This window comes from Streptomyces xanthophaeus (genome assembly GCF_000725805.1).
In the GTDB taxonomy this organism is placed as follows: domain Bacteria; phylum Actinomycetota; class Actinomycetes; order Streptomycetales; family Streptomycetaceae; genus Streptomyces; species Streptomyces xanthophaeus.
Genome location: NZ_KL647132.1, coordinates 479,297 through 502,421 on the forward strand (window position 1 = coordinate 479,297; position 23,125 = coordinate 502,421).

Consider the following 23,125-nt stretch of genomic DNA (forward strand, 5'->3'; position numbering starts at 1 on the left):
GGGATGTGGTGGCGCCGGGCGGCCCTGGTCTGTGGGGCGGTCAGCTGCGCCAGGTGTCGGTCAGCGTGACCTTGCCGTTCGCCGGGACGGTCGCGGTGCGGTTGGCTCCGCTCTCCCAGGTGACGGAGCCGGAGGCGTCCTTGCGGACGTACTTGTACGCGAAGGAGGTCCCGGCCGGGAGCGCGGTGTCGAGCTTCCAGACGGGGTAGGAGGCCGGGTCGAGCTTGAGCGCGGCGGCGGTGTTCCAGCCGCCGAGCTCGGCACGGTCCCCGGTGACGTAGATGTCCTGGCCGGGCGAGGTCGTGGCGGTCACCGCGAAGGAGGCGCCGGACGTCGCGGCGGGCGGCGGGGTGGTGCCGCCGCCCTGGCAGGTGCGGGCGCCGGTGTGCAGGGCGAGGGCCGTCCCCGCGGCGAGGGTGGCGGTGAACCGGCCGCCGGAGTCCACGGTGACGGCGGCGCCGCTCTGCACGTCGCAGTAGCCGCCGGCCGGCAGGGAGGTCTGGAAGGTCCGGGTCAGGGCCGAGCCCTCGTGGTTGATCGCCACGTAGGCCTTGGAGCCGCGCCCGAAGGCGATCTGGTCGCCGCCGTTGTCCCACCAGTTCGTGACGGCCTGCCCGCGGGCCTCGTTGCGGAAGGCGACCATGGAGGAGATCTCCCGCCAGGAGTGCTGGCACTTCCAGCCGTCCGCGTAACAGGCGTTCACCGCGCCGCCGTTGGGCGGGCCCGCGTCCTTGTCGGTCCACTCGTAACCCGAGTGCACGTCCGGGGAGCCGTAGGGCCAGGCCAGCATGAACACGTTGGCGAGGGTGTAGGCGGAGCCGTTCTTGTAGCTGAGGGTGTCGCCGCCGCGCTCGGTGTCGTGGTTGTCGACGAAGACGGCGGACTTGGCGCTCGCCATGTGCCCCCAGGCCTCGCCGAAGTTCTTCAGGTAGGCGAGGTTCTCGTTCTGGAAGACCCGCTTCAGGTCCCGCGCGTAGCGGAACTCCTGCACGTCGCCGTTGCCCAGGTACTCGCTCGGCGAGACCGCCTCGCCCGCGCCGAAGATCGCCTCCTGCTTCCAGTAGGCGCCGGGATCGCTCAGCCGGGACTTGATGTTCGCGAGGTCCGCGGCCGGCATGTGCTTGGCGGCGTCGATCCGGAAGCCGTCGACGCCCAGGGAGAGCAGGTCGTTCAGGTAGCCGGCGATCGTGGCGCGCACGTGGTCCTCGGAGGTGTCGAGGTCGGCGAGCTGCACGAGTTCGCAGTTCTGGACGTTCCCCCGGTCCTGGTAGTTCGAGATCGTCGCCCGGCAGTCGTCCATGTCCGCGCCCGAGTACAGCCCGGGGTAGCCGTACTTCGTGTACGAGGACCCGCCGGTGCCGGTGCCGTCGGAGGCGGCCATGTGGTTGATGACGGAGTCCGCGACGACCTTCACCCCGGCGGCGTGACAGGTGTCCACCATCCGCTTGAAGGCGGCCCGGTCGCCGAGCCGCCCGGCGATCTTGTAGCTCACGGGCTGGTACGAGGTCCACCACTGGGGGCCCTGGATGTGCTCCTGGGGAGGCGAGACCTGGACGTACCCGTACCCCGCGGGGCCGAGGGTTCCGGTGCAGGCCGTGGCCACCGAGTCGAACTTCCACTCGAAGAGCACGGCGGTCACGTCCCGCGCCCCGGGCGGGGCCGCCGCCGCGGGGGCGGACGGTGCGACGAGGGTGGCGGCCGCGGCGGCCAGGGCCGCGAGGGCGGCTCTGCGGGTGCGGGGCATGTGGGTCCTCCTGGCGGGAGAGGTGGGGATTGCTGGCGACCGTAGGGGCCGGACCCCACCCCTGCAAGACCTTGCGCAAGAGATTGCAGAATTGTTTCGCGAAGGTGTCCCCGCGGCGGCACGAGTACGGCGGCGCGGGCTCGGGGCCGCTGTCGGTGGGGGCTGCAACCCTGGGGGCATGGAGATGACCCTGCAGCTGACCGTGGACTGCGCCGACCCCCCGCGCCTGGTGGCCTTCTGGACCGAGGCCCTGGGCTACGTGCCCGAACCCCCGCCCGGCGGACACCCCACCTGGCGCGCCTACTGGCAGGACATGGGCGTACCCCCGGAGGAGCTCGGCGAGGACGCCGGGGAGACCCCGGAGTCCATCGTCGACCCGGAGGGACGGGGCCCGCGGATCTGGTTCCAGCAGGTCCCCGAGCCCAAGACCGGCAAGAACCGGCTCCACCTCGACCTGAAGGTCGGCGGCGGCCGGGACGTGCCCATCGCCCTCCGGATCGAGCGGGTCGACGCCACCGTGGCCCGCCTCACCGCGGCCGGAGCCACCGTCCAGCGGGTCATGGACGTGCCGGACATGCCGTACTACGCGGTCGTGCTCCAGGACCCCGAGGGCAACGAGTTCTGCGTGGTCTGAGGCGGCCTGACCGCGGCGCCGCGGTCAGGCCCGCTCAGGCCGGGGCCTGGGCGGTGGAGCCGCGGACCACCAGCTCGGGCTGGAAGACGTACTCGGTGCGCTGCACCGGTGTCCCCGACACCGCCTCCAGCAGCGCACCCACCGCCGCCGTGGCCATCGCCCGCACCGGCTGGCGCACGGTGGTCAGCGGCGGGTCCGTGAACGCGATCAGCGGGGAATCGTCGAAGCCGACCACCGACACGTCCTCCGGCACCCGCAGCCCCCGCTCGCGCACCGCGCGGATCACGCCCAGCGCCATCGGGTCGCTGCCGCACACGATGCCCGTGCAGCCGCGCTCCAGCAGCGCGATGCCCGCCGCGTGCCCGCCCTCCACCGTGAACAGCGTGCGCTGGACGAGGCCTTCGGCCTCCGCCCCGGGCACCGCCGCCACGAAGCCCTGCTCCTTGCGCGCCGACGGCACGTACCGCGTCGGCCCGATCGCCAGGCCGATCCTGCGGTGCCCGAGGTCCTCCAGGTGCCGTACGGCCATGTCCGCCGCAGCCCGGTCGTCCGGGGAGACGAAGGGCGCGCTGATCCGCTCGTTGAAGCCGTTGATCAGCACGAACGGGACCCCGCGCGCCGCGAGGCGCTGGTAGCGCGCCGGGTCCGCCGCCGAATCCGCGTGCAGGCCCGAAAGGAACACGATCCCGGTGACCCCCCGCTCCTCCAACTGCTCGACCAGCTCGTCCTCGGTGGCCCCGCCCGGGGTCTGCGTGCACAGCACCGGGGTGTAGCCGTGCCCGGCCAGCGCCTGCTCTATGACCTGCGCGAACGCCGGGAAGATCGGGTTGGTGAGCTCCGGGATCAGCAGCCCGACCAGCCCGTTGCTGCGGCGCTTGAGCCGTACGGGCCGCTCGTAGCCCAGCAGGTCGAGCGCGGCCAGCACCTTGTGCCGGGTGCCGGCCGCCACGCCCGACTTGCCGTTGAGCACCCGGCTGACGGTCGCCTCGCTGACCTGGGCCTGCGCGGCGATGTCCGTCAGCCGTAGCGGGGAAGTCACCCCTGCCACCACACCGTGCTGTCCGCCGGGAGGAGGTCCGGCTCGGCGAGGTCCGTGCTGGACAGCAGCGCCGTACCCGGCGCGGGCAGCCGTACCGGCACGTCCGTGGTGTTCGCCGTGCAGACGAAGTCGCCGCGGCGGAAGGCCAGGACGCCCTCCGGCGCCGGCAGCCACTCGACTCCGTCGCCCGCGCCCAGCGCCGGGTGCGCCCGCCGGATGCGCAGCGCCGCCCGGTACAGCTCCAGCGTGGACGCCGGGTCGCCCGTCTGCGCGGCCACGCTCAGCCCGGCCCACTCGGCGGGCTGCGGCAGCCAGCTGCCGCCGGTGCCGAAGCCGTACGGGGCCTCCTCGCCGGACCACGGGATCGGCACGCGGCAGCCGTCGCGCAGCCCGTCCTGGCCGTTCGCCTTGAAGAAGGACGGGTCCTGGCGCACCTCGTCCGGCAGGTCGGTGACCTCGGGCAGGCCCAGCTCCTCGCCCTGGTACACGTACGCCGACCCGGGCAGGGCCAGCATCAGCAGCGCGGCGGCCCGCGCCCGCTCCAGGCTGCCGAACCGGGTGCGGTGGCGGACCACGTCGTGGTTGGACAGCACCCAGGTGGTGGGCGCGCCCACCGGACGCATCGAGTCCAGCGAGTCGTCGATGGCCCCGCGCAGCGCCTCCGCGTCCCAGTCGGTGTTCAGGTAGTGGAAGTTGAAGGCCTGGTGCAGCTCGTCGGGGCGCAGGTACATCGCGGTGCGGTCGGCGCTGGGGGTCCAGGCCTCGGCGACGCCGATGCGGTCGCCCGCGTACTCGTCGAGGACCAGGCGCCAGGAGCGGTAGATCTCGTGGACCCCGTCCTGGTCGAAGAAGGGCAGCACCTGGTTGCCGAGCAGCTTGAGCTGCTCGTCGCGGCCGAGGTCCGGCAGGCCGGGGGCCTTGACCAGGCCGTGGGCCACGTCGATGCGGAAGCCGTCGGCGCCGAGGTCGAGCCAGAAGCGCAGGATGGAGCGGAACTCGTCCTGGACGGCCGGGTGTTCCCAGTTGAAGTCGGGCTGCTCGGGCGCGAAGAGGTGCAGGTACCACTCGCCGTCCGGGACGCGGGTCCAGGCCGGGCCGCCGAAGATGGACTCCCAGTCGTTGGGCGGCTCCTCGCCGCCGGCACCGCGGCCCGGGCGGAAGTGGAAGCGTTCGCGCAGCGGGGTGCCGGGGCCTTCGCGCAGCGCCTGCTTGAACCATTCGTGCTGGTCGGAGCAGTGGTTGGGGACGAGGTCGACGATGATGCGCAGGTCCAGGGCGTGGGCCTCGCGGATCACGGCGTCGGCGTCGTGCAGGGTGCCGAACATCGGGTCGATGGCCCGGTAGTCGGCGACGTCGTAGCCCGCGTCGGCCTGCGGGGAGGCGTAGAACGGGCTGAGCCAGACGGCGTCGACACCCAGTTCCTTGAGGTAGGGCAGTCGGCTGCGGATGCCTTCGAGGTCCCCCATGCCGTCCCCGTTGGAGTCGGCGAAGCTGCGCGGATAGACCTGGTAGATCACCGCTTCTCTCCACCAGCCGGGCTGGGTGCCGGTGGAGGTGGGAAGTGCGTCGGCGAGGTGCTGGGTCATGTCGTCCTTGAAGAGATCGGGCCGGTACGGAGAGCAGGCAGGGTGGTCAGCCCTTGGTGGCGCCTGCGGTCATTCCGGCGACGAGGTGACGCTGGGCGAAGACGAAGAAGATCGCTGCCGGGATCGCGATGAGCACGGAAGCGGCGCTCATCGCACCCCAGTTGGAGGTGTACTGCGTGACGAAGGTCTGCAGACCGCCGGCCAGGGTGAGGTTCTCCTCGCCGACCATGAAGGCGGAGGCGTAGGCGACTTCGCCCCAGGCGGTGATGAAGGCGTAGAAGCCGGTGACGGCGAGGCCCGGCTTGGCGAGCGGCAGGATCAGCCGCCAGAAGGTGCCGAAGGGGTTGAGGCCGTCGACGCGGCCGGATTCGTCGATCTCCACCGGGATGGTGTCGAAGAACCCCTTCATCATCCAGGCGCAGAAGGGCACCGCGATGGTGAGGTAGGTGATGATCAGGCCGAGGGGCTGGTTGAGCAGCCCCAGGTCGCCCATCAGGTTGTAGAGCGGGACGATCAGGATGGCCATGGGGAACATCTGCGTGATGAGCAGGGTCCACATCAGGGGCCGCATGCCGGGGAACTTGAAGCGGCTGACCGCGTAGCCGGTGGTCGCGGCGATGAACACGCCGAGGACGGTGGTGACGCCCGCGACCAGCACGGAGTTCGCGAACCAGCTGAAGAAGTGGCTGTCCTCCAGCAGGTAGCGGTAGTTGCCGAAGGTCGGCTCCTTCACGAAGTCCGTGGTGATCGCGTACTGCTGGGGCTTGAGCGAGGTCAGCAGGATCCACAGGACCGGGAAGACGGCGATCACGGACGCGACGAGCAGCGTGAGGTGCAGGCCGACGGAGGCGAGGGGGGCGCGGCGGCCCCGCGTGCGGGTGGTCATGGTCACCACACCTCTCCCTGCTTGCGCAGCGAGCGCCGGTAGACCAGCGCGAAGATCATGAGGAGGGCGAGGATCAGGACGCCCCACGTCGCGGACCCGGCGAAGTCGCGCGGGCTGGAGATGAACGCCTCGCGGAAGGCCTGGGTCACCAGGATCTCGGTGGAGTCGCCCGGACCGCCCCGGGTGAGCAGGAAGATCACCGGGAACATGTTGAAGGTCCAGATGGTCGACAGCAGGATCACCGTCATGCTGACCGCGCGCAGGCCGGGCAGGGTGATGTGGCGGAACCGCTGCCAGGCGCTGGCCCCGTCCATCTCGGCGGCCTCGTAGAGCTCGCCGGGGATCGACTGCAGGCCGCCGAGGAGGGCGACCATCATGAAGGGGACGCCGAGCCAGACGTTGACGGTGATGACCGAGAGCTTGGCCCAGGTCGGGTCGTCCAGCCACGGGATCGCGGAGATCCCGCCGCCTTCGAGGACCTTGTTGAGGATGCCGTTGTCGCGGTTGAAGAGGAACCGCCAGGCGAAGACGGAGACGAAGCCGGGGACGGCCCAGGGCAGGATGAGCGCCATCCGGTAGGCGGCGCGGCCCCGGAAGTCCCGGTTGAGCATGTTGGCCAGGACCAGGCCGAGGCCGAAGGTGATGGACACGCACGCGACGGTCCAGATCACCGTCCACACCAGCCGCTGGAGGAAGACGGGGTCACCGAGCACGGCCACGTAGTTGTCGAGTCCGACGAACTCGTACGTGGCCTCGATGTGGTTGGCGCCGATCGTCCGGGAGACGTTGCGCTCGTTGGCGTCCGTCAGCGACAGGTAGATGCCGCGGACGAGCGGCCAGCCGATGATCACGCCGAGGACGAGCACCACCGGGGCGATCATGGCCCAGGCGTACCAGTGGGTGGCGAGGGCGCGCCCCGCTCCACCGCGCTTCTTCCCGCTGTCAGTCCTGCGGCCCCGGCCGCGGGCGTCGTCGGTCTTGCCGACTCCGTCGCCCGCGGCCGTGGCCACCGACTGGCTGGTGTGAGCAGCCATGGTTTCTTTACTTCCAGCCCTTGAGGATCTTGCGGAACTCGGCGCCGGCCGACTTGGCCGCGTCCTCCGGGGTCGAGGCCCCGGTGATCGCCTTGGTGTACTCGACCTTCAGCGGCTCGAAGAGGGAGCCGTTCTCCGGGATCCAGGCGCGCTCGACGGCCTTGTCCACGGCCGGCTTGAAGAACGCGACCATCTCGCTGCTCTTGACGTCCGGCGCCTCGTACGCGGCGGTACGGGTGGGCAGCAGGCTCAGGTCCTTGGCGGACTGGACCTGGACGTCCTGCGAGGTCATGTACTCGACGAAGGCGTGGGCCGCGGCGCGGTTCTTGGAGCCCGCGTAGACGCCGAGGTCGTGGCCGCCCTGCGGGGCGCCCGCCTTGGCGGAGCCGGCCGGGACGGCGGCGACGCCGAGGTTGGCCTTGTCCTTGAACTGGTCGCCGGCGTAGGTGTCGGCGACGGCCCACGGACCGTTGATCATCATGGCGGCCTCGCCGGTCTTGAAGGCCGTCTGCATGTTGGCGTAGCCGTCGGTGGCGTTGGTGATCGCCGCGCCGGAGGCGACCAGGTCGCGGGCGGTCTTGAAGGCCTTGACGCCCGCCTCGTTGTCGACGGTGACCGTCTTGTTCTTCGCGTCGACGAGGTCGCCGCCCTCGCCGTAGATCAGCGGGAGGAACCAGTAGGAGTCGTCGCCGCGCAGGTAGAGGGCGGCCTTGCCGGTCTTCGCCTTGATCGCCTCGGCGGCGGTCTTCAGCTCGGCCAGCGTCTTGGGGGGCTGGACGCCGGCGTCGGCGAGCATCTTCTTGTTGTAGAAGAGGCCGAGGGTGTCGATGACCTGCGGGACCGCGTAGGTCTTGCCCTCGTACTTGCCGCTGGCCGCGGCCTGCGGCAGGAACTCGGCGTCGACCTTCTTGGCCGTCTCGGCCGGGACCTCGTCGAGGTAGCCCAGCGAGGCGAAGTCGGCGACCCAGCCGACGTCGGCGCGGATCACGTCGGGAGCGTCGGAGCCGCTGCTGAAGGCGTTCTTGACCTTGTTCTGCGCGTCGCCGTACGGGACGTTGACGTACTTGACGGTGACCTTGGGGTGCTTCGCGGTGAACGCCTCGGCGATCTTCTGGAAGCTGGCCTTCTCCGCGTCGTTCGACGTGTCCCACCAGGTGACCGTGCCGGACAGCTCGCCGCCGGCCTTCGTCTCGTCACCGTCGCCCTTGGTGTCACCGCCGCAAGCCGTCGCCGCGAGCGCCAGGGCCGCGACCAGCGCGGTGGCCGCTATGCCACGCCGCATATGAACTCCTTCGATGATCCCGGCCGCTTCCTCGCGGTCCCGAGTTGCCAGGAACGTAACAAGACTGAAAGCCGTCCGAAAGACCTTGCGGCAATTTTCTGCAAGACCTGCTGATCGTTACATCCGTGTGTCCGTACGGTTGCCGCAGCTTGCTGTTAGTTCGAGTCAGCTTCGACTGTCCGGGCCCGCAACCAGGGGGGCTGTGCTCGCGTTGACCCCGATATGACCCATGAGCTGACCGCCTCCCGGCTTGCAAGCGCTTCCAGCAACGCCACCGCAAGCGGCGGCTGGTGGCGTGATGCCGTCATCTACCAGGTGTACGTGAGGTCCTTCGCGGACAGCGACGGCGACGGCATCGGCGACCTCCGCGGGGTGCGCGAACGCCTCCCCCACCTGGCCCGGCTCGGGGTCGACGCCGTGTGGCTCACCCCCTTCTACGTCTCCCCGCAGGCGGACGGCGGCTACGACGTCGCCGACTACCGCGCGGTCGACCCCCTCTTCGGTGACCTCGCCGACGCCGACGATCTCGTCCGGGCCGCACACGACCTGGGCCTGCGGGTCATCGTGGACGTGGTGCCGAACCACACCTCGGACCAGCACCCCTGGTTCCGCGCCGCCCTCGCCGGGGACCCGGCGGCCCGCGAGCGCTACCACTTCCGCCCGGGACGCGGGGCCGGCGGCGGGCAGCCGCCGAACGACTGGGAGTCCGTCTTCGGCGGGCCCGCCTGGACCCGTACCCCCGACGGCGCCTGGTACCTGCACCTCTTCGCGCCCGAGCAGCCCGACCTGAACTGGGAGGACCCCGAGGTCGCCGCCGAATTCGCCTCGGTCCTGCGGTTCTGGCTCGACCTCGGCATCGACGGCTTCCGCATCGACGTCGCCCACGGCATGGTCAAGGCCCCGGGCCTGCCCGACCTCGGCCACGGCGCCCAGGCCACCCTCATCGGCAGCCAGCCCCTCCCCTTCTTCGACCAGGACGGGGTCCACGCGATCCACCGCTCCTGGCGCCGGCTCCTCGACTCCTACGCGGGCGAGCGCATCGGCGTCGCCGAGGCCTGGGCCCCGTCCTCCGAACGCCTCGCGCTGTACGTGCGCCCCGACGAGCTGCACCAGGCCTTCAACTTCCGCTTCCTGAAGTGCCCCTGGGACGCCGACGCGATGCGCACCGTCATCGACGGGTCCCTGGCCGCGACCACCTCCGTCGGGGCGCCCACCACCTGGGTGCTGTCCAACCACGACGTGGTCCGCCACCGCACCCGCTACGGCAGCCTGGACCGGGCGCGGGCCGCCGCGCTGCTGATGCTGGCCCTGCCCGGGTCCGCGTACGTCTACCAGGGCGAGGAACTGGGCCTGCCCGAGGTGACCGACCTGCCGGACGGGGTCCGCCAGGACCCCGCCTTCCTGCGCACCGCCGGGCAGGACGGGCTGCGCGACGGCTGCCGCGTACCGCTCCCCTGGTCCGGTACGGAGCCCCCGTACGGGTTCGGGCCGGCCGGCAGCTGGCTTCCGCAGCCCGCCGGGTGGGAGGGGCTCAGCGTCGCCGCCCAGACCGGCGACCCGCACTCCACGCTGGAGCTCTACCGGGCCGCCCTGGAACTGCGCCGGGCCCTGCCCGGCCTCGGCGCCCCCGAGGCGGGCGGCGCCGACGCCGGAGCCGGCACCGAGGCCGGGTCCGGAGCCGAGGCCCCGGACGACGCCGCCACCGGACACCCCGGTCCCACCGGGATGTGCTGGCAGCCCGCACCCGAGGGCGTCCTGCTGTTCACCCGCCCCGGCTTCGCCTGTACCTTCAACACCCGCCCCGCCCCGGTCGAACTCCCCGCGCCCGGACGCCCCGTACTCTCCAGCGCCCCCGTCGAGACCGACGGCCGCACCGTGCTGCTGCCCGCGGATTCGTGCACGTGGTGGGCAATCTGAACGTGCGACCGGTACAGTCCAATCCCGTGACCGCACGGCTTGCCGACATCGCAACCCAGGCGGGGGTCAGCGAAGCCACAGTCAGCCGCGTGCTCAACGGCAAGCCCGGTGTGGCCGCGGGCACCCGTGAATCCGTACTGGCCGCGCTCGACGTGCTCGGATACGAGCGGCCCGTGCGGCTGCGCCAGCGCAGCGCGGGGCTCGTCGGCCTGATAACCCCCGAACTGGACAACCCCATCTTCCCGGCGCTCGCCCAGGTCATCGGCCAGGCGCTGACCCGCCAGGGGTACACGCCGGTCCTGGCCACGCAGACGCCCGGCGGGTCCACCGAGGACGAGCTGACCGAGATGCTCGTCGACCGCGGGGTCTCCGGCATCATCTTCGTCTCCGGTCTGCATGCCGACACCACTGCGGACATGGGCCGCTACGACCAGCTCCGCGGCCAGGGCGTCCCGTACGTCCTCATCAACGGGTTCTCCGACAAGGTGCAGGCCCCCTTCGTCTCCCCCGACGACCGCGCCGCGATGCAGCTGGCCGTGACCCACCTCGCCGCCCTCGGGCACACCCGGATCGGGCTCGCGGTCGGACCGAAGCGGTTCGTGCCCGTCCTGCGCAAGATCGAGGGCTTCCGGCTCGGCATGCAAGAACGCCTCGGGCTCTCCGAAGCCGAGGCCGAGGAACTGATCCAGCACTCGCTGTACACGCTGGAGGGCGGCCAGGCCGCCGCGACGGCGCTGATCTCCCGCGGCTGCACGGCGGTGGTGTGCGCGAGCGACATGATGGCGCTCGGCGCGATCCGGGCCGCCCGGCAGCAGGGGCTGCGGGTCCCGCAGGACGTCTCGGTCGTCGGTTTCGACGACTCCCCCCTGATAGCTTTCACCGATCCGCCGCTGACCACCATCCGGCAGCCGGTCCAGGCCATGGGACAGGCCGCCGTACGGACCCTGCTGGAGGAGATCGGCGGTACGCCGGCCCCGCACAGCGAGTTCGTGTTCCTGCCGGAACTGGTGGTCCGCGGATCCACGGCTTCCGGTCCGGGCCAGCACCGCAGGCCGTAGGCCGCGCGCCGTAGGGGGCGGGTCGTCCCCAAGGGGGACCACAGGCGCCGAAGACCGTCCCGGGGGATGATCGGAGGCGAGATCGTATCTGGCAGACTCTCTCCCCATGGGTGAAGCGAGCGTGAAGACACTGGAAACCCGGACGGACGTCTCGTCGCACCCCGTGACCGGGAGCGAGCACCGGCCGGTGCCCGAACGCGCCCTGCTGACCCGGCTGCGCAGCCCGCGCCGGCCGCGCATCTGGTTCGAGATCCTCCTCATCGCGGTCAGCTACTGGACGTACTCGCTGATCCGCAACGCGGTGCCCGAGCAGAAGGCGGCCGCCCTCGCGAACGCCGACTGGATCTGGAACGCCGAGCGCGCTCTGGGGATCGCCGTCGAGGAGTCCGTCAACCACGCCGTGAACTCGGTGACGTGGCTGATCGTGGGCATGAACTACTACTACGCCACGCTCCACTTCGTCGTGACCATCGGCGTGCTGGTGTGGATCTACCGTTTCCATCCCGGCCGCTACGCGGCCACCCGGCTCGTCCTCTTCGCCACCACGGGCGTGGCACTCGTCGGCTACTACCTGTACCCGCTGGCTCCGCCCCGGCTGATGAACGGCCAGAACTTCATCGACACCGTGCTGGTCCACCACACCTGGGGCTCCATGGCCTCCGGGAACCTCAAGCACATGTCGAACCAGTACGCCGCCATGCCCTCGATGCACATAGGGTGGTCGCTCTGGTGCGGGCTGACGATCTTCGCGGTCGCCTCGGCCCCCTGGGCCCGGATCCTGGGCCTGCTCTACCCGACGGTCACGCTCGTGGTCATCGTGGCCACCGCCAACCACTTCTGGCTCGACGCCGTGGGCGGCATGCTCTGCCTCACCTTCGGTTACGCGGTCTCGCGGGCCTGGTTCGGCTCCCTCCCCCACCGCCTGCCCCGCCACCCCGAGCACACGGAACCGCACCCGGCGACGGCGCTGCTGGTCCGCTTCCGCCGCTAGGTCGTCTCTTTCGGATCTTGCCGGGTGCCGTCGGGCGCCGTCAGGTGTCCGCGCGGTGGGTGATCCGCCCGCCCGACACCGTGAGGCGGACCGGGGCCTCGCCCAGCTCGTCCACGCCGGCCGTGACCGGGTCGAGGGCGAAGGCCGTGAGGTCGGCCCGGAAGCCGGGCGCGATCCGGCCCGCCACCCCCTGTTCCCCGGCCGCGAGCGCCGCGTGCGAGGTCATGCCCTCCAGGGCCATCAGCCCGGTCAGGGCGGGACCGGCGGCAGCCGCGCCGAGCGGGCTGCGGGCGGTGACCAGCACCTGGCGGGCGTCGTAGTGGGCGATCGGCCAGTCCGAGCCCAGCGCCAGCACCGCTCCCGCGTCCCGCAGGTCGCGGCAGCGCCAGGCCCGGCGGGCCCGCTCCCCGCCGAGGCGCGTGGACCATTCGTCGGTGTGGTCGGCGCGCGTGTACGCGGTGTGCGGGGGCTGCATGGAGGCGATCACCCCGAGCTCCGCGAACCGCTCCAGCTGGTCGTCGGGCACGGTCTCGATGTGCTCGATCCGGTGCCGCATCCGGGCCTGGTCGCCCAGCGCGGCCACCGTGTCCAGGACGTAGCGGACCGCTGCGTCCCCGATGGCGTGGGTCGCGGTGCGGATGCCCGCGGCGTCCAGGGTGCGCACCGCCCGTGCGTAGGCCTGCGGGTCGGGCCAGAAGGCCTCGGTGCCCCGGCCGTGGCAGTCGGCGTGCTCCAGCCAGGCGGTGCCGCCCTCGACCGTGCCGTCCATGAAGAACTTCACGCCGCCGACCCGCCAGTGGCGCCCGGCCAGCCGCTGGAGCGCGATCAGCCCGTCCAGCTCCTCCTCGTCCGCCCCGGGCATGCACCAGGGGGCCAGGTTCAGCCGGAGCGGCAGGTGGCCCTCGTACTCGACGGTCGACAGCAGGGCGGGCACGTCGCCGTCGCCGAGGTCCATCACGTGCGCGCCGGTGAGGCCGGTGGCGGCCATGGCGTCGAGGAGCGCGACGAGCCGGCTGCGGCGCTCGGCCCGCGCGGGCTTGGGCACCAGGCCCCCGACCAGGTCCATGGCCGCGTGCTCGACGAGGTGTCCGGTGGGGCTGCCGGAGCCGTCGCAGACGATCTCCGAGCGCTGGCTGAAGTCCCGCGGGCCGGTGATGCCCGCGGCGGCCAGGGCCGCGCCGCTGGCCAGGGCGGAGTGGCCGTCGTAGAGGCGCAGGAAGGCGGGGGCGCCGTCCAGGGCCTCCTCGACGAGCTCCCGGTGGACGGGGCGGCCGCCGAAGGCGTTGTGGTCGAGGCCGTGGCCCAGGACCCAGCCGCCCGGGCGGTCGGCGGCGCGCAGGGCCTCCCGCAGCTGGCCGAGGTCGCGGACCTGGGAGAGGTCGGTGCCGGTGGCCATCTCGATGCCCCAGACGGGGTGGCTGTGGGCGTCGGTGAGGCCGGGGGTGAGGGTGGCGCCGCCGAGGTCGATCTGCTCGGTGCCGGGGCCGCGCCAGTCGCGTACGTCGGCCTCGTCGCCGACTGCCACGATCTGGCCGTCGCGCAGGGCTACCGCGCGGGCTTCGGGGCGGGCCGGGTCGAGGGTGCGGACGTGGGCTCCGGTGAGGACGGTGTCGGCAGCGAGCACGGCGGTTCTTCTCCTTCGGGGGCGGGTTCTGCGGCGAACCGGGCGTACACCTCGGGGCGGCGGGTCCTGAGCCGCCGGGCCAGGGCGAGTCCGGCGAGGAAGACGGCGGGGACGAGGGCGACGAGGACGGTGTTGACGGTGGTGGAGGCCATGGTGAAGAGCCCCACCTTGGAGACGACCAGGAAGATCGCGACGGTCAGCAGGACGGCGGCGGTGACGGGCGCGACCACGGTCCGCCAGGGGCCCTCCGCGTGGGCGGTGCGCCGGAAGTACACGGGTACGGCGATCGCGGCGAGCAGCATCAGTGCCATGAGGCCGATCATGCCGGGCGTGTTCACCCAGAGCAGCAGCTGCTGGTACGGGTCGGCGCCGGCCAGGGCGAAACCGAGGACGATGACGGCGCCGAGGACGGTCTGGGCGAGTCCGGCGAGGTACGGGGAGCGGTGGCGGGGGTGGATCCGGCCGAGGGCTGCGGGCAGGACGCCTTCCTCGGAAAGGGCGAGGACGTAGCGGTTGATGGCGTTGTGGAAGGCGAGGAGGGAGGCGATGACGCTGGTGACGATGAAGACGTGCGTCAGGTCCGCGGCCCAGGGGCCGACGTAGGTGGTGATGGCGGCGAAGAACAGGCCGCCGGGGTCCGCTGCGGCGGCGGCGATCACCTGCTCGTCGCCGAAGGCCTGGATGACGGTCCAGACGACGAAGGCGTAGAAGAGGCCGAGGAAGGCGACGGCGATGTAGGTGGCGCGCGGGACGGTGCGGTCCGGGTCGTGGGCCTCGCGGCGGTAGATGGCGGTGGACTCGAATCCGGTGAAGGCGGCGAAGGCGAAGGCCAGGACGGCCGCGGTGCCGGGGACGAGGACGGCTCCGGGGGCGAAGCCCGCGAGGGAGAGTCCCTGGGCGCCGCCCTCGGCGAGCACCCCGGCGGCGAGCAGGACGAGTATCCCGGTCTCGGCGACGAGCAGGACGCCGAGCAGCCGGGCCCCGAAGTCGATGGAGCGGAACCCTCCGTACCAGATGAGCAGGAGTCCGGCGAGGGAGACGGGCAGCCAGGGGACGTCGAGACCCCACAGGGCGTGGGCGGTGTCGGCGGTCGTGGTGCCCAGGAGGCCGTAGACGCCGATCTCCATGCCGTTGTAGCCGACGAGGGCGAGCAGGGCGGCGCCGATGCCCGCCTGCTTGCCGAGGCCTCGGGCGATGTACGCGTAGAAGGCGCCGCCGCTGCGGACGTGGCGGCTCATGGTGGTGAAGCCGACGGCGAAGACCGCGAGGGTGAGGCCGGCGAGCAGGTATCCGGCGGGTGCGCCGATCCCGCCGAGCAGGATCGCGACGGGGGCGACGCCCGCCATGACGGTGAGCGGGGCGGCGGCGGAGACCACGAAGAAGGAGATGTCGGCGGTGCCGAGGGCGGCGCTGCGCAGGGCCGGGGTCGTGGCCGCGGTCGGGGTCGCGGTCCTGGTCGCGGTCTCGGCGGGTGGTGGCGCTGGCGTTTCGGGCATGCGGGGGCACCCTTCTGCGAACGGCAGGCGGCGGGGAAGCGAAAACCTAAAGGCTTTCGGTTCGCGGCAATGTAGCCTCCGGTTCTGGCGTACGGGAAGACCTGACGGCGAGAGGACACCGATGGCACGGCCGCGCACCCCGCTGCTCGACCGGGAGCGGATCGCCACGACCGCCCTGCAACTGGTCGCGGAGCAAGGGGACTTCAGCGTTCCGCAGATCGCCCGGGCGCTCGGCGTGCAGACCGGGTCGGTGTATCACCACGTGGACGGCCGGGCCGGGGTGGTCGAGCTGGTCCGCGAGCTCGTGTGCGAGCGGATCGCGGGCGACACCCTGGACCTGGACCCCTGGGACCGGGCCCTGGAGGAGTGGGCCCGCTCGTACCGGGCCGCCTTCGCCGCCTGGCCGCGCGCGGTCCCGCTGCTGATGACCACGCCGGTCCGGGCCCCGAAGGTGCTCGACCACTACGAACGGGCCGTCGCGCTGCTGCTCGCCGCGGGCTTCCGTACGGAGCAGGTGATGCCGCTGCTGACCGGCCTGGAGAACCTGGTCCTGGGCTCGGCGCTGGACCTGGCCGCCCCGGAGGCCATGTGGGAGCCCACCCCGCAGACCCCGCTGCTGGCCCGCGCCCTGGCCACGGTGGGCACCGGGCGCGCGGACGCGGCCTTCGAGCTGGGGCTGGCCGCGTTCCTGGCGTACGCGCGGGGGCTGCTGGAGGCGGGCTGAGCAGGGCTCAGGCCTGAACCGGGCGGCGCCCGGGCCCGGCCCGGGACCTTACGGTCCGGGCCCGGACCGTACGGACCCGGCCCGGCCTACGCCCCGTAGAACAGCTCGTCCACCACCGCGCGGGCGCGGCGGGTGATGCGGCGGTAGTCGTCCAGCATCTCGCCGACCGTGCCCTCCGCGTAGCCGAGGTAGCGGCCCACCGCCGCCAGTTCGCGGGTCTCGGACGGGAAGGTGTCCCCGGCCCGGCCGCGGACCAGCATCACGGCGTTGCGGACCCGGGTGGCCAGCACCCAGGCCTCGTCGAGGATCTGCGCGTCCTCGGTCCGGATCAGCCCGGCCGCGTGGGCGGCGGCCAGGGCCTCGCGGGTGCGGGTGGTGCGCAGGCCCGGCTCCACCCAGGCGTGGCGCATCTGCATCAGCTGGACGGTCCACTCGACGTCGCTGAGGCCGCCGCGGCCGAGTTTGGTGTGCAGGGTGGGGTCGGCGCCGCGTGGCATCCGCTCCGACTCCATCCGGGCCTTGAGGCGGCGGATCTCCCGTACGGCGTCCTCCCCCAGGCCCTCCATGGGGTAGCGCAGCGGGTCGATCAGGTCGATGAACCGGCGGCCGAGCTCGTCGTCCCCGGCGACCGGTTCGGCGCGGAGCAGGGCCTGGCTCTCCCAGGTCAGGGACCAGCGCCGGTAGTACGCGGCGTAGGAGGCCAGGGTGCGCACCAGCGGGCCCGAGCGGCCTTCGGGGCGCAGGTCGGCGTCGATGAGCAGCGGCGGGTCGGTGGTGGGCAGCTGGAGCAGGCGCCGCATCTCGGCGATGACGGTCTGGGCGGCCTTGGCGGCCTCCTGTTCGTCGACGCCCTCGCGGGGCTCGTGGACGAACAGGACGTCGGCGTCGGAGCCGTAGCCGAGCTCGTGTCCGCCGAAGCGGCCGACGCCGATCACGCAGAAGCGGGTGGGCAGGGTGTCGCCGAAGTGGCTCTGCACGGCGGCGCGCAGGGCCCCGGCGATGGTGGCCGCGGTGAGGTCGGAGACGGCTCCGCCGACCCGGTCGACCAGGGCCCCGTGGTCCTCCTCGGCGGGCCTGTCCTCCGTGCCGTAGGAGCCGATGATGTCGGCGGCGGTGGTGCGGAAGAGCTCGCGGCGGCGCACCCCGCGGGCGGCGGCGACGGCGGCTTCGGGGTTCTCCGCGCGCCCGACGGCGGCGAGGACCTCCTGCTCCAGGGCCTCGTGCGTACGCGGTTGCAGGCCTTCGGGGTCGCCGAGCAGGGCCACGGCCTCGGGGGCGCGCAGCAGCAGGTCGGGGGCGAGGCGTCCGGCGGACAGCACCCGGGCGAGGTTCTCGGCGGCGGCTCCCTCGTCGCGCAGCAGGCGCAGGTACCAGGGGGTCTTGCCGAGGGCGTCGGAGACCTTGCGGAAGTTGAGCAGACCGGCGTCCGGGTCGGCGGAGTCGGCGAACCAGCCGAGCATGACGGGCAGCAGGGTGCGCTGGATGGCGGCCTTGCGGGTGACGCCGGAGGCGAGGGCCTCCAGGTGGCGCAGGGCCGCGGCCGGGTCGGCGTACCCGAGGGCCTCCAGGCGCTGGCCGGCGGCCCGGGTCGAGAGCCGGGTCTCGCCGGGGGTGAGCTGGGCGACGGCGTCGAGGAGGGGCCGGTAGAACAGCTTCTCGTGCAGGCGGCGGACCACGGAGGCGTGCCGGCGCCAGGCCTTGTTGAGCTCGGCGACGGGTTCGGTGCGCAGGCCGAGGGAGCGGCCGAGGCGCCGCAGGTCGTTCTCGTCCTCGGGGACGAGGTGGGTGCGGCGCAGCCGGTAGAGCTGGATGCGGTGCTCCATGGCGCGCAGGAAGCGGTACGCGTCGTTCAGCTGGGCGGCGTCGGCACGGCCGACGTAGCCGCCCGCGGCGAGGGCGTGCAGGGCGTCGAGGGTGCTGCCGGAGTGCAGGGTGGCGTCGCTGCGGCCGTGCACGAGCTGGAGCAGCTGGACGGCGAACTCGACGTCGCGCAGGCCGCCGGGGCCGAGTTTGAGCTCGCGGTCGACCTGGGCGGCGGGGATGTTGTCGACGACGCGGCGGCGCATCTTCTGGACGTCGGCGACGAAGTTCTCGCGTTCGGCGGCCTGCCACACCAGGGGGCTTATGGCGTCGATGTACTCGGCGCCGAGCCCGGGGTCCCCGGCGACGGCGCGGGCCTTGAGGAGGGCCTGGAACTCCCAGGTCTTGGCCCAGCGCTGGTAGTAGGCGAGGTGGGAGGACAGGGTCCGCACGAGCGGACCGTTTCTGCCCTCGGGGCGCAGATTGGCGTCGACGGGCCAGATGGTGCCCTCGACCGTGGTCTCGGAGCAGATCCGCATCAGGTGGGAGGCCAGCCGGGTGGCGGCCTGGATGCCCTTGGCCTCGTCGTGCCCGTGGGCGGCCTCCCCGACGAAGATCACGTCCACGTCGGAGACGTAGTTCAGCTCGTTGCCGCCGCACTTGCCCATCGCGATGACGGCGAGGCGGCAGGCGGCCGCGTCCCCGGGGGCCGCGGCGGAGGCGATCCGCAGGGCTGCGCGCAGGGTGGCGGTGGCGAGGTCCGCGAGCTCGGCGGCGGTGTCGGCGACGTCTATGGTGCCGCAGACGTCCCGGGCGGCGATCGAGAGCAGGCAGCGGCGGTAGGCCACGCGCAGCGCGACGGGCTCGTGCGCGTCGGCCAGCCCGCGCTCGAACTCGCGCAGGCCCGGATGGAGGTCGGCGGCCTCGTACGTGACTAGGGCCTGCCAGTCGCGGGGGTGGCGGGCGAGGTGGTCGCCGAGCGCCTCGGACGCGCCGAGGACGCCGAGGAGGCGGTCGCGCAGGGGCTTGGCGCTGACGAGGGTGTCGAGGAGCCCGGGCAGCTCGTCCGGCGGCTGCGCCTCGGCGAGCCGCACGAGCCCGAGCAGGGCGAGGTCCGGGTCGGCGGTCGCACCGAGGGCGTCGAGGAGCACCGGATCGGCCCGTACGGAGGCCAGCGCGTCGGCGTCGAGCAGCCGGGCGGCGGCGGACGGGTCGGTGAAACCGCTGCGCAGCAGACGGATGAAGGTGCTGCTCCTGCGTCCCGGGACTGTCATCCCGCCGCCTCCTGCGGTCGTCTCTGCCACTGCTACGGCCACGGCCACTGCCCTGGCCTGCCTGGGTCCGAGCCTAGGCGATGTCCTGCCGATCGGGCCGGGTCCGCGTCCGACGCACCGGGCGCCGGCTCCGCGGGCCGTCCGGGCGGGGGCGGCGCGCCTGCCGCACGGCGGCCGCGGCAGGCCGGCGCAACACCGGGGCCCGCCGACCCGGTTGCTTCAGGGAGCGGACGGGCGACGGCCATCTGCCGGCCACCTCGCGGGAACAGGATCTGCACGGAACACCCTCACGTCGACGAAGTCAGCGGACCGGCGAAGTCAGCGAACCGGCGGACCGCCGGACCGGCGAACTCAGCGGATCGCCGGACCCTGCGCATCACCGGACCCCGTGGATCGCCGGACCCCGTGGATCGCCGGACCCCGTGGATCGCCGGACCCTGTGAATCGCCGGACCCCGCGAACCAACTCCGCGGTACGGCGCTCTTCCTGACTGCGGGTCTCCTCCCCGTCCGGAACGAACCAGGGCGTGACCGATGGCCGTTACCCGACGCCGTTTCGCGGCGCTGCTCACCGCACTGACCGCCGGCACGACGGGCCTGCTCGCCGTCGCCTCCGGCCGCCGGAACTCGGCCGGGGCGGCGCAGGACGCCACGGCGGGGGCCGTCCTCCCGGCGAGCGCCACGGCCGGTTCGGTCGTCCAGGTCGTCGCCCATCCCGACGACGACCTGTTCTTCATGAACCCGGACCTCAGCCGGTCCCTCGCCGCCGGCATCCCGGTCACCACCGTCTACCTGACCTCCGGCGAGGCCGACGGCCGCAACGAGGCCCGCGGCGCCCGCCTCAAGGACCCCGAACAGCCCGCCGACCGCGCCCACTACGCCGAGGCCCGGCAGAACGGCATACGCGGCGCGTACGCCCAGATGGCGACCGGTGACCGGACCGGCGTGTGGCGGCGTACGGTCGTGCCCACCGCGGGCGGAGGCCAGGCCGAGCTGGATGTCCTCGTGGCGAAACCGCAGGTCAATCTGGTGTGGCTGCAACTGCGCGAGGCCCGCACCATCGCCGGGGACGCCCCCGACAGCCTCCACGGCCTGTGGGACGGGCGGATCGGCACGCTCGGCGCCCAGCTGGCCTCGGGAACCCCGGTGAAACGGCCGTACGCGTACACCAAGGACCAGGTGATACGGACGATAGCCGGGGTCCTGGAGCGGTACCGGCCCACGACGATACGGATGCAGGACCCGACACCGGGCCGGTACGAGCGGACCGGCAAGTGCACCGACCACCAGGACCACATGTACGGCGCCCGGTTCGTACAGGCCGCGGCGGCCGCGTACGCCGAACGGGTCACGGACCGCCCGCACTTCTCGGTGCAGAACTACCTCGGCTACCACAACGGCGCCCTCCCCCACGCGCTGGACCCGCAGACCGTCGAGACGAAGACGGGCTACCTGCGCACCTACGCCTGGCAGGACCACCGCAACTACTGCGCAAGCCCCTCCGGCTGCGGCGACCGCAAGGTCGCGGGCAGTCCCACCGGGCGCAACTGGGCCCAGTCCCTGCGCTACACCCGCGCCGACAGCACGTCCTGGCTGACGGAGGGCGCCCCCGGCCGGCTGTGGGCCTTCGCCACCCTCGACGGCCGCACCGCGTACTGGACCCGGTCCCCGGGCGGCACCTGGACGGGCCCGGTCCTCCTGCCCGGCACGGGCATCGACCCGGGCGCGTGCGCGGTCCGCCTCCCCGACGGCCGCACCGGGGTCCTGGCCACCCGTACCGTCCTCGGGGAAGGCCCCGGGGCCGATGACGCCTACCGGCGCGAGGTCGTGTACGCCGTCCAGTCCGCCCCCGACGGCCCGTTCGGCCCCTGGCAGTCCCTCGGCACCCCCGAGGTCTCCGACGAGGCCGGCACCTCCTCGATCAGCTCCCCCTCGGCGGCCGTGGACGCCGAGGGCCGCCTCACCGTGCACCTGCGCGACTCCCGCCGCACCCTGCGCGCCAGCACCCAGCAGCCCGACGGGCAGTTCTCGGCCTGGCAGCACCTCGGCGGCGCGGACCTCCAAGGCGACCCGGTGGCCGTGACCGACACCGCCGGCCTGCGCCACGTGTACGCCACCACCTCGAAGTCCGTCCTGGCCTGGATCCAGCCCGCCCCGGGCGCCCCCCTGAGCGGGCCCCGGCCGACGGGCCTGCCCGCCACGACGGTCCCGCTCTCGGCCGGCCCGGACGGGGCGGGCGTCCGCCTGTACTTCCGCCGCCCGGACTCGGGCGTGGTCCGCACCGCCCTGGTCACGGCGGGCCCGGCCGGGCCCCGGGTCTCCAGCGTCGCGGAGGCGGGCGGCCGGGCGGGCTACGGCGCGGTCGCCGCCGCGGGCCGCCTGGTCGCGGGCCGCGCCACCAGCGGCGCCGCGGGCACGACGGACCTGGGCGGCCCGCCCGCCTGGTCGGAGTCCCAGCTGCTGTACGCGGGCGCCCCCGCGGCCGCCCTCGAAGCCACGGCCACCACCACGACGGCCCTCGGCCTCGACGCCCGCCTCCACACGACCACGGTCCGCACCGCCCCGGCCGCCACCGCAACCCACCCCGTCTGGCGCCCGGCGACCCCCTGAGCCGCTCCGCCGCACCCCGGCCTCAGCCGGAGAGGCCGTCCGTCAGCAGCTCCAGTACCTGGGCCGCCGTCCACCGGCCGGCCGCGCCCGGGCAGCCGGACAGGTACCCGGCGATGTCCCCCTCGGCCCACGGCCCCGCCTCCAGGAGGCCGCCGGCCAGGTAGCGCAGGTAGGCGGCGGAGGGCGGGCGGAGTTCGACCTCGTGCAGGGTCCACGGCGCGGTGAACGTCAGGACCGGGATGCCCTCGATCTCCCCCGGGCAGATCAGGGTCTCGTAGCGCCCCGGGCCGACCGCATCGCGGCCCTCGCGCAGCGCCCCGGCCAGGTCCAGGTCCGCGCCCGGCACCCCGTACATCTCCTGCGCCGCGATGTCGGACAGCTGACCCACGGTCACCAGATGCGCCCGCCCCCGCATCCGGCCGGGCGCGGTCGGATCGTAGAAGCCCCTGCCGCCCGTCCACACCGCGGACTCCGTGGCGAAGTACAGGGCGCCGTCGAGCTCGACGGCGATCGACCGCTCCGGCGCCCGCCGGTCCCGGCAGCCCGGGTAGGTCCGCGTCGTCCCGCGGGGCGTCCCGCCGGCGATGTAGGCGGCCAGCCGGTCCAGGTGCATGTTGGACCCGTACGAGGCGTACCAGACCCGCTCGGGCACCGGCAGCCCGCCGGGCCCGGCACGTACCGCGGTGTGGACGCTCATGCCCTCGGCCTCCTCGCCGCCACGACGCCATGGCTCCGGGCCATCTTCCCAGCGAGGGGGCACCCTTCGACGGTTGTCCTGCGGCGCGGCTCAGTGACCGTCCCCGTCGAACGCCCGCACGGCGTCGTCGCCCTGGGTCCAGCTGAGCCCGAGCTGCTGGCGCGTCAGGAGCCAGCCGGCGGCGCCCCTGGTGAACTCCCACGCGTAGGTGCCGCCCATGGCGTACGGGGCGGAGGTCCGGCCGGGGCGGGTGACGGCGACGAACCACATGTAGCCGACGCCGGTCGCCCGGTCGCCCTCCACGGTGAAGTGGGTGTTCAGGATGTGGTGCTGCATGCCCGGGTACGGGGACTCGGCCTCCTCCACCTTCCTGCGGATGGCCTCCTTGCCGCGGATGCTCCCCCAGGGAGCGAACTCCAGCACGGCGTCCTCGGCCCAGCATTCGGTCCAGGTCCGCCAGTCCTTACGGTCCAGCGCCCTCCAGCCGTGCACGAGGAGGGCGCGCAGGGCGTCCTGGTCCTCCAGGTCCCGCAGCCGTCGCAGCAGGTCGTCGTGGATCGCCGCGTCCTCGATGGTCCGTGTCATGCCTGTCTCCCTACGGGTGGATCGCCGGTGGCCACGGCGAACTCTTCCCGGCGCCCCCACCCCGAACCAGGCCGCACCCCACCCGGGCACAACACACCCAGGCGGCCCTCGGACGGCCCAGGTCCGGTGAAACGACTCCGGGCCG

At 73.1% G+C, this 23,125-nt stretch carries 17 protein-coding genes; 6 read left to right on the forward strand and 11 right to left on the reverse strand.

What is annotated here, in order from left to right:
* Window positions 1-40: 40 nt before the first annotated feature.
* Window positions 41-1,744, reverse strand: a complete 1,704-nt coding sequence (locus IO30_RS0131545; protein WP_031148670.1) for a carbohydrate-binding module family 20 domain-containing protein — start codon at window positions 1,742-1,744, stop codon at window positions 41-43.
* Between the two features lie 178 nt (window positions 1,745-1,922).
* Here IO30_RS0131545 and IO30_RS0131550 point away from each other — a divergent pair, with 178 nt between their 5' ends.
* Window positions 1,923-2,378, forward strand: a complete 456-nt coding sequence (locus IO30_RS0131550) for a VOC family protein (protein ID WP_031148672.1) — start codon at window positions 1,923-1,925, stop codon at window positions 2,376-2,378.
* A 34-nt stretch (window positions 2,379-2,412) separates the two neighbouring features.
* On the opposite strand, the gene IO30_RS0131555 is transcribed toward IO30_RS0131550, so the two are convergent.
* The 5 genes from IO30_RS0131555 to IO30_RS0131575 are packed head-to-tail and all read right to left on the reverse strand — an operon-like array spanning window position 2,413 to window position 8,205.
* A complete protein-coding gene (locus IO30_RS0131555; protein ID WP_234321896.1) occupies window positions 2,413-3,426 on the reverse strand; it encodes a LacI family DNA-binding transcriptional regulator in 1,014 nt (337 codons plus the stop codon).
* Window positions 3,414-5,003, reverse strand: coding sequence for a glycoside hydrolase family 13 protein (locus IO30_RS0131560; protein ID WP_031148676.1), 1,590 nt, complete (start codon window positions 5,001-5,003; stop codon window positions 3,414-3,416). The genes IO30_RS0131555 and IO30_RS0131560 overlap by 13 nt, the downstream gene beginning before the upstream one ends.
* Window positions 5,004-5,049: 46 nt before the next feature.
* Window positions 5,050-5,889, reverse strand: coding sequence for a sugar ABC transporter permease (locus tag IO30_RS0131565; RefSeq protein ID WP_031148678.1), 840 nt, complete (start codon window positions 5,887-5,889; stop codon window positions 5,050-5,052).
* A gap of 2 nt (window positions 5,890-5,891) precedes the next feature.
* Window positions 5,892-6,923, reverse strand: a complete 1,032-nt coding sequence (locus IO30_RS0131570) for a carbohydrate ABC transporter permease (protein WP_031148680.1) — start codon at window positions 6,921-6,923, stop codon at window positions 5,892-5,894.
* Between the two features lie 7 nt (window positions 6,924-6,930).
* A complete protein-coding gene (locus IO30_RS0131575; protein ID WP_031148682.1) occupies window positions 6,931-8,205 on the reverse strand; it encodes an extracellular solute-binding protein in 1,275 nt (424 codons plus the stop codon).
* Between the two features lie 222 nt (window positions 8,206-8,427).
* Between IO30_RS0131575 and IO30_RS0131580 the strand changes: the two genes are divergently transcribed.
* The 3 genes from IO30_RS0131580 (at window position 8,428) to IO30_RS0131590 (ending at window position 12,171) form a co-directional block, all read left to right on the forward strand.
* Entirely contained in the window at window positions 8,428-10,122 is a 1,695-nt protein-coding gene (locus IO30_RS0131580; RefSeq protein WP_031148684.1) for a glycoside hydrolase family 13 protein, read from the forward strand.
* A gap of 26 nt (window positions 10,123-10,148) precedes the next feature.
* Entirely contained in the window at window positions 10,149-11,180 is a 1,032-nt protein-coding gene (locus IO30_RS0131585; protein WP_031148686.1) for a LacI family DNA-binding transcriptional regulator, read from the forward strand.
* 106 nt (window positions 11,181-11,286) lie between these two features.
* Window positions 11,287-12,171, forward strand: coding sequence for a phosphatase PAP2 family protein (locus IO30_RS0131590; RefSeq protein WP_037895713.1), 885 nt, complete (start codon window positions 11,287-11,289; stop codon window positions 12,169-12,171).
* Window positions 12,172-12,211: 40 nt separating this feature from the next.
* On the opposite strand, the gene IO30_RS0131595 is transcribed toward IO30_RS0131590, so the two are convergent.
* Together IO30_RS0131595 and IO30_RS0131600 are read right to left on the reverse strand one after the other, a co-directional pair.
* Window positions 12,212-13,795, reverse strand: a complete 1,584-nt coding sequence (locus IO30_RS0131595; RefSeq protein ID WP_031148690.1) for an amidohydrolase — start codon at window positions 13,793-13,795, stop codon at window positions 12,212-12,214.
* Window positions 13,717-15,291 (reverse strand): APC family permease, encoded by a 1,575-nt coding sequence (locus IO30_RS0131600; protein WP_051902683.1) that lies wholly within the window; start codon window positions 15,289-15,291, stop codon window positions 13,717-13,719. The genes IO30_RS0131595 and IO30_RS0131600 overlap by 79 nt, the downstream gene beginning before the upstream one ends.
* Before the next feature lie 121 nt (window positions 15,292-15,412).
* Here IO30_RS0131600 and IO30_RS0131605 point away from each other — a divergent pair, with 121 nt between their 5' ends.
* A complete protein-coding gene (locus tag IO30_RS0131605) occupies window positions 15,413-16,015 on the forward strand; it encodes a TetR/AcrR family transcriptional regulator (RefSeq protein WP_031148694.1) in 603 nt (200 codons plus the stop codon).
* An 86-nt stretch (window positions 16,016-16,101) separates the two neighbouring features.
* Here the strand turns inward: IO30_RS0131605 and IO30_RS0131610 are convergent, their stop codons facing one another.
* The gene (locus IO30_RS0131610) at window positions 16,102-19,089 is read right to left on the reverse strand and encodes a bifunctional [glutamine synthetase] adenylyltransferase/[glutamine synthetase]-adenylyl-L-tyrosine phosphorylase (RefSeq protein ID WP_031148696.1); all 2,988 of its coding nucleotides are present in this window, start codon (window positions 19,087-19,089) and stop codon (window positions 16,102-16,104) included.
* A 533-nt stretch (window positions 19,090-19,622) separates the two neighbouring features.
* On the opposite strand from IO30_RS0131610, the gene IO30_RS0131615 reads away from it, so the two are divergent.
* Window positions 19,623-21,698, forward strand: a complete 2,076-nt coding sequence (locus IO30_RS0131615) for a PIG-L family deacetylase (RefSeq protein ID WP_051902685.1) — start codon at window positions 19,623-19,625, stop codon at window positions 21,696-21,698.
* A 22-nt stretch (window positions 21,699-21,720) separates the two neighbouring features.
* Here IO30_RS0131615 and IO30_RS0131620 read toward each other — a convergent pair whose 3' ends face one another.
* Both IO30_RS0131620 and IO30_RS0131625 read right to left on the reverse strand, forming a co-directional pair.
* A complete protein-coding gene (locus IO30_RS0131620) occupies window positions 21,721-22,395 on the reverse strand; it encodes a hypothetical protein (RefSeq protein WP_051859747.1) in 675 nt (224 codons plus the stop codon).
* 90 nt (window positions 22,396-22,485) lie between these two features.
* Window positions 22,486-22,980, reverse strand: coding sequence for a nuclear transport factor 2 family protein (locus IO30_RS0131625; protein WP_031148701.1), 495 nt, complete (start codon window positions 22,978-22,980; stop codon window positions 22,486-22,488).
* Between the last annotated feature and the right edge of the window lie 145 nt (window positions 22,981-23,125).

Excerpts from the sequence above, each read along its gene's own strand:
- IO30_RS0131620 (WP_051859747.1), bottom strand. The coding sequence starts at position 22,395 with ATGAGCGTCCACACCGCGGTACGTGCCGGGCCCGGCGGGCTGCCGGTG.
- IO30_RS0131610 (WP_031148696.1), bottom strand. The coding sequence starts at position 19,089 with ATGACAGTCCCGGGACGCAGGAGCAGCACCTTCATCCGTCTGCTGCGC.
- IO30_RS0131560 (WP_031148676.1), bottom strand. The coding sequence starts at position 5,003 with ATGACCCAGCACCTCGCCGACGCACTTCCCACCTCCACCGGCACCCAG.
- IO30_RS0131600 (WP_051902683.1), bottom strand. The coding sequence starts at position 15,291 with ATGCCCGAAACGCCAGCGCCACCACCCGCCGAGACCGCGACCAGGACC.
- IO30_RS0131625 (WP_031148701.1), bottom strand. The coding sequence starts at position 22,980 with ATGACACGGACCATCGAGGACGCGGCGATCCACGACGACCTGCTGCGA.
- IO30_RS0131580 (WP_031148684.1), top strand. The coding sequence starts at position 8,428 with ATGACCCATGAGCTGACCGCCTCCCGGCTTGCAAGCGCTTCCAGCAAC.
- IO30_RS0131590 (WP_037895713.1), top strand. The coding sequence starts at position 11,287 with ATGGGTGAAGCGAGCGTGAAGACACTGGAAACCCGGACGGACGTCTCG.
- IO30_RS0131570 (WP_031148680.1), bottom strand. The coding sequence starts at position 6,923 with ATGGCTGCTCACACCAGCCAGTCGGTGGCCACGGCCGCGGGCGACGGA.
- IO30_RS0131615 (WP_051902685.1), top strand. The coding sequence starts at position 19,623 with ATGGCCGTTACCCGACGCCGTTTCGCGGCGCTGCTCACCGCACTGACC.
- IO30_RS0131545 (WP_031148670.1), bottom strand. The coding sequence starts at position 1,744 with ATGCCCCGCACCCGCAGAGCCGCCCTCGCGGCCCTGGCCGCCGCGGCC.
- IO30_RS0131605 (WP_031148694.1), top strand. The coding sequence starts at position 15,413 with ATGGCACGGCCGCGCACCCCGCTGCTCGACCGGGAGCGGATCGCCACG.
- IO30_RS0131565 (WP_031148678.1), bottom strand. The coding sequence starts at position 5,889 with ATGACCACCCGCACGCGGGGCCGCCGCGCCCCCCTCGCCTCCGTCGGC.
- IO30_RS0131575 (WP_031148682.1), bottom strand. The coding sequence starts at position 8,205 with ATGCGGCGTGGCATAGCGGCCACCGCGCTGGTCGCGGCCCTGGCGCTC.
- IO30_RS0131550 (WP_031148672.1), top strand. The coding sequence starts at position 1,923 with ATGGAGATGACCCTGCAGCTGACCGTGGACTGCGCCGACCCCCCGCGC.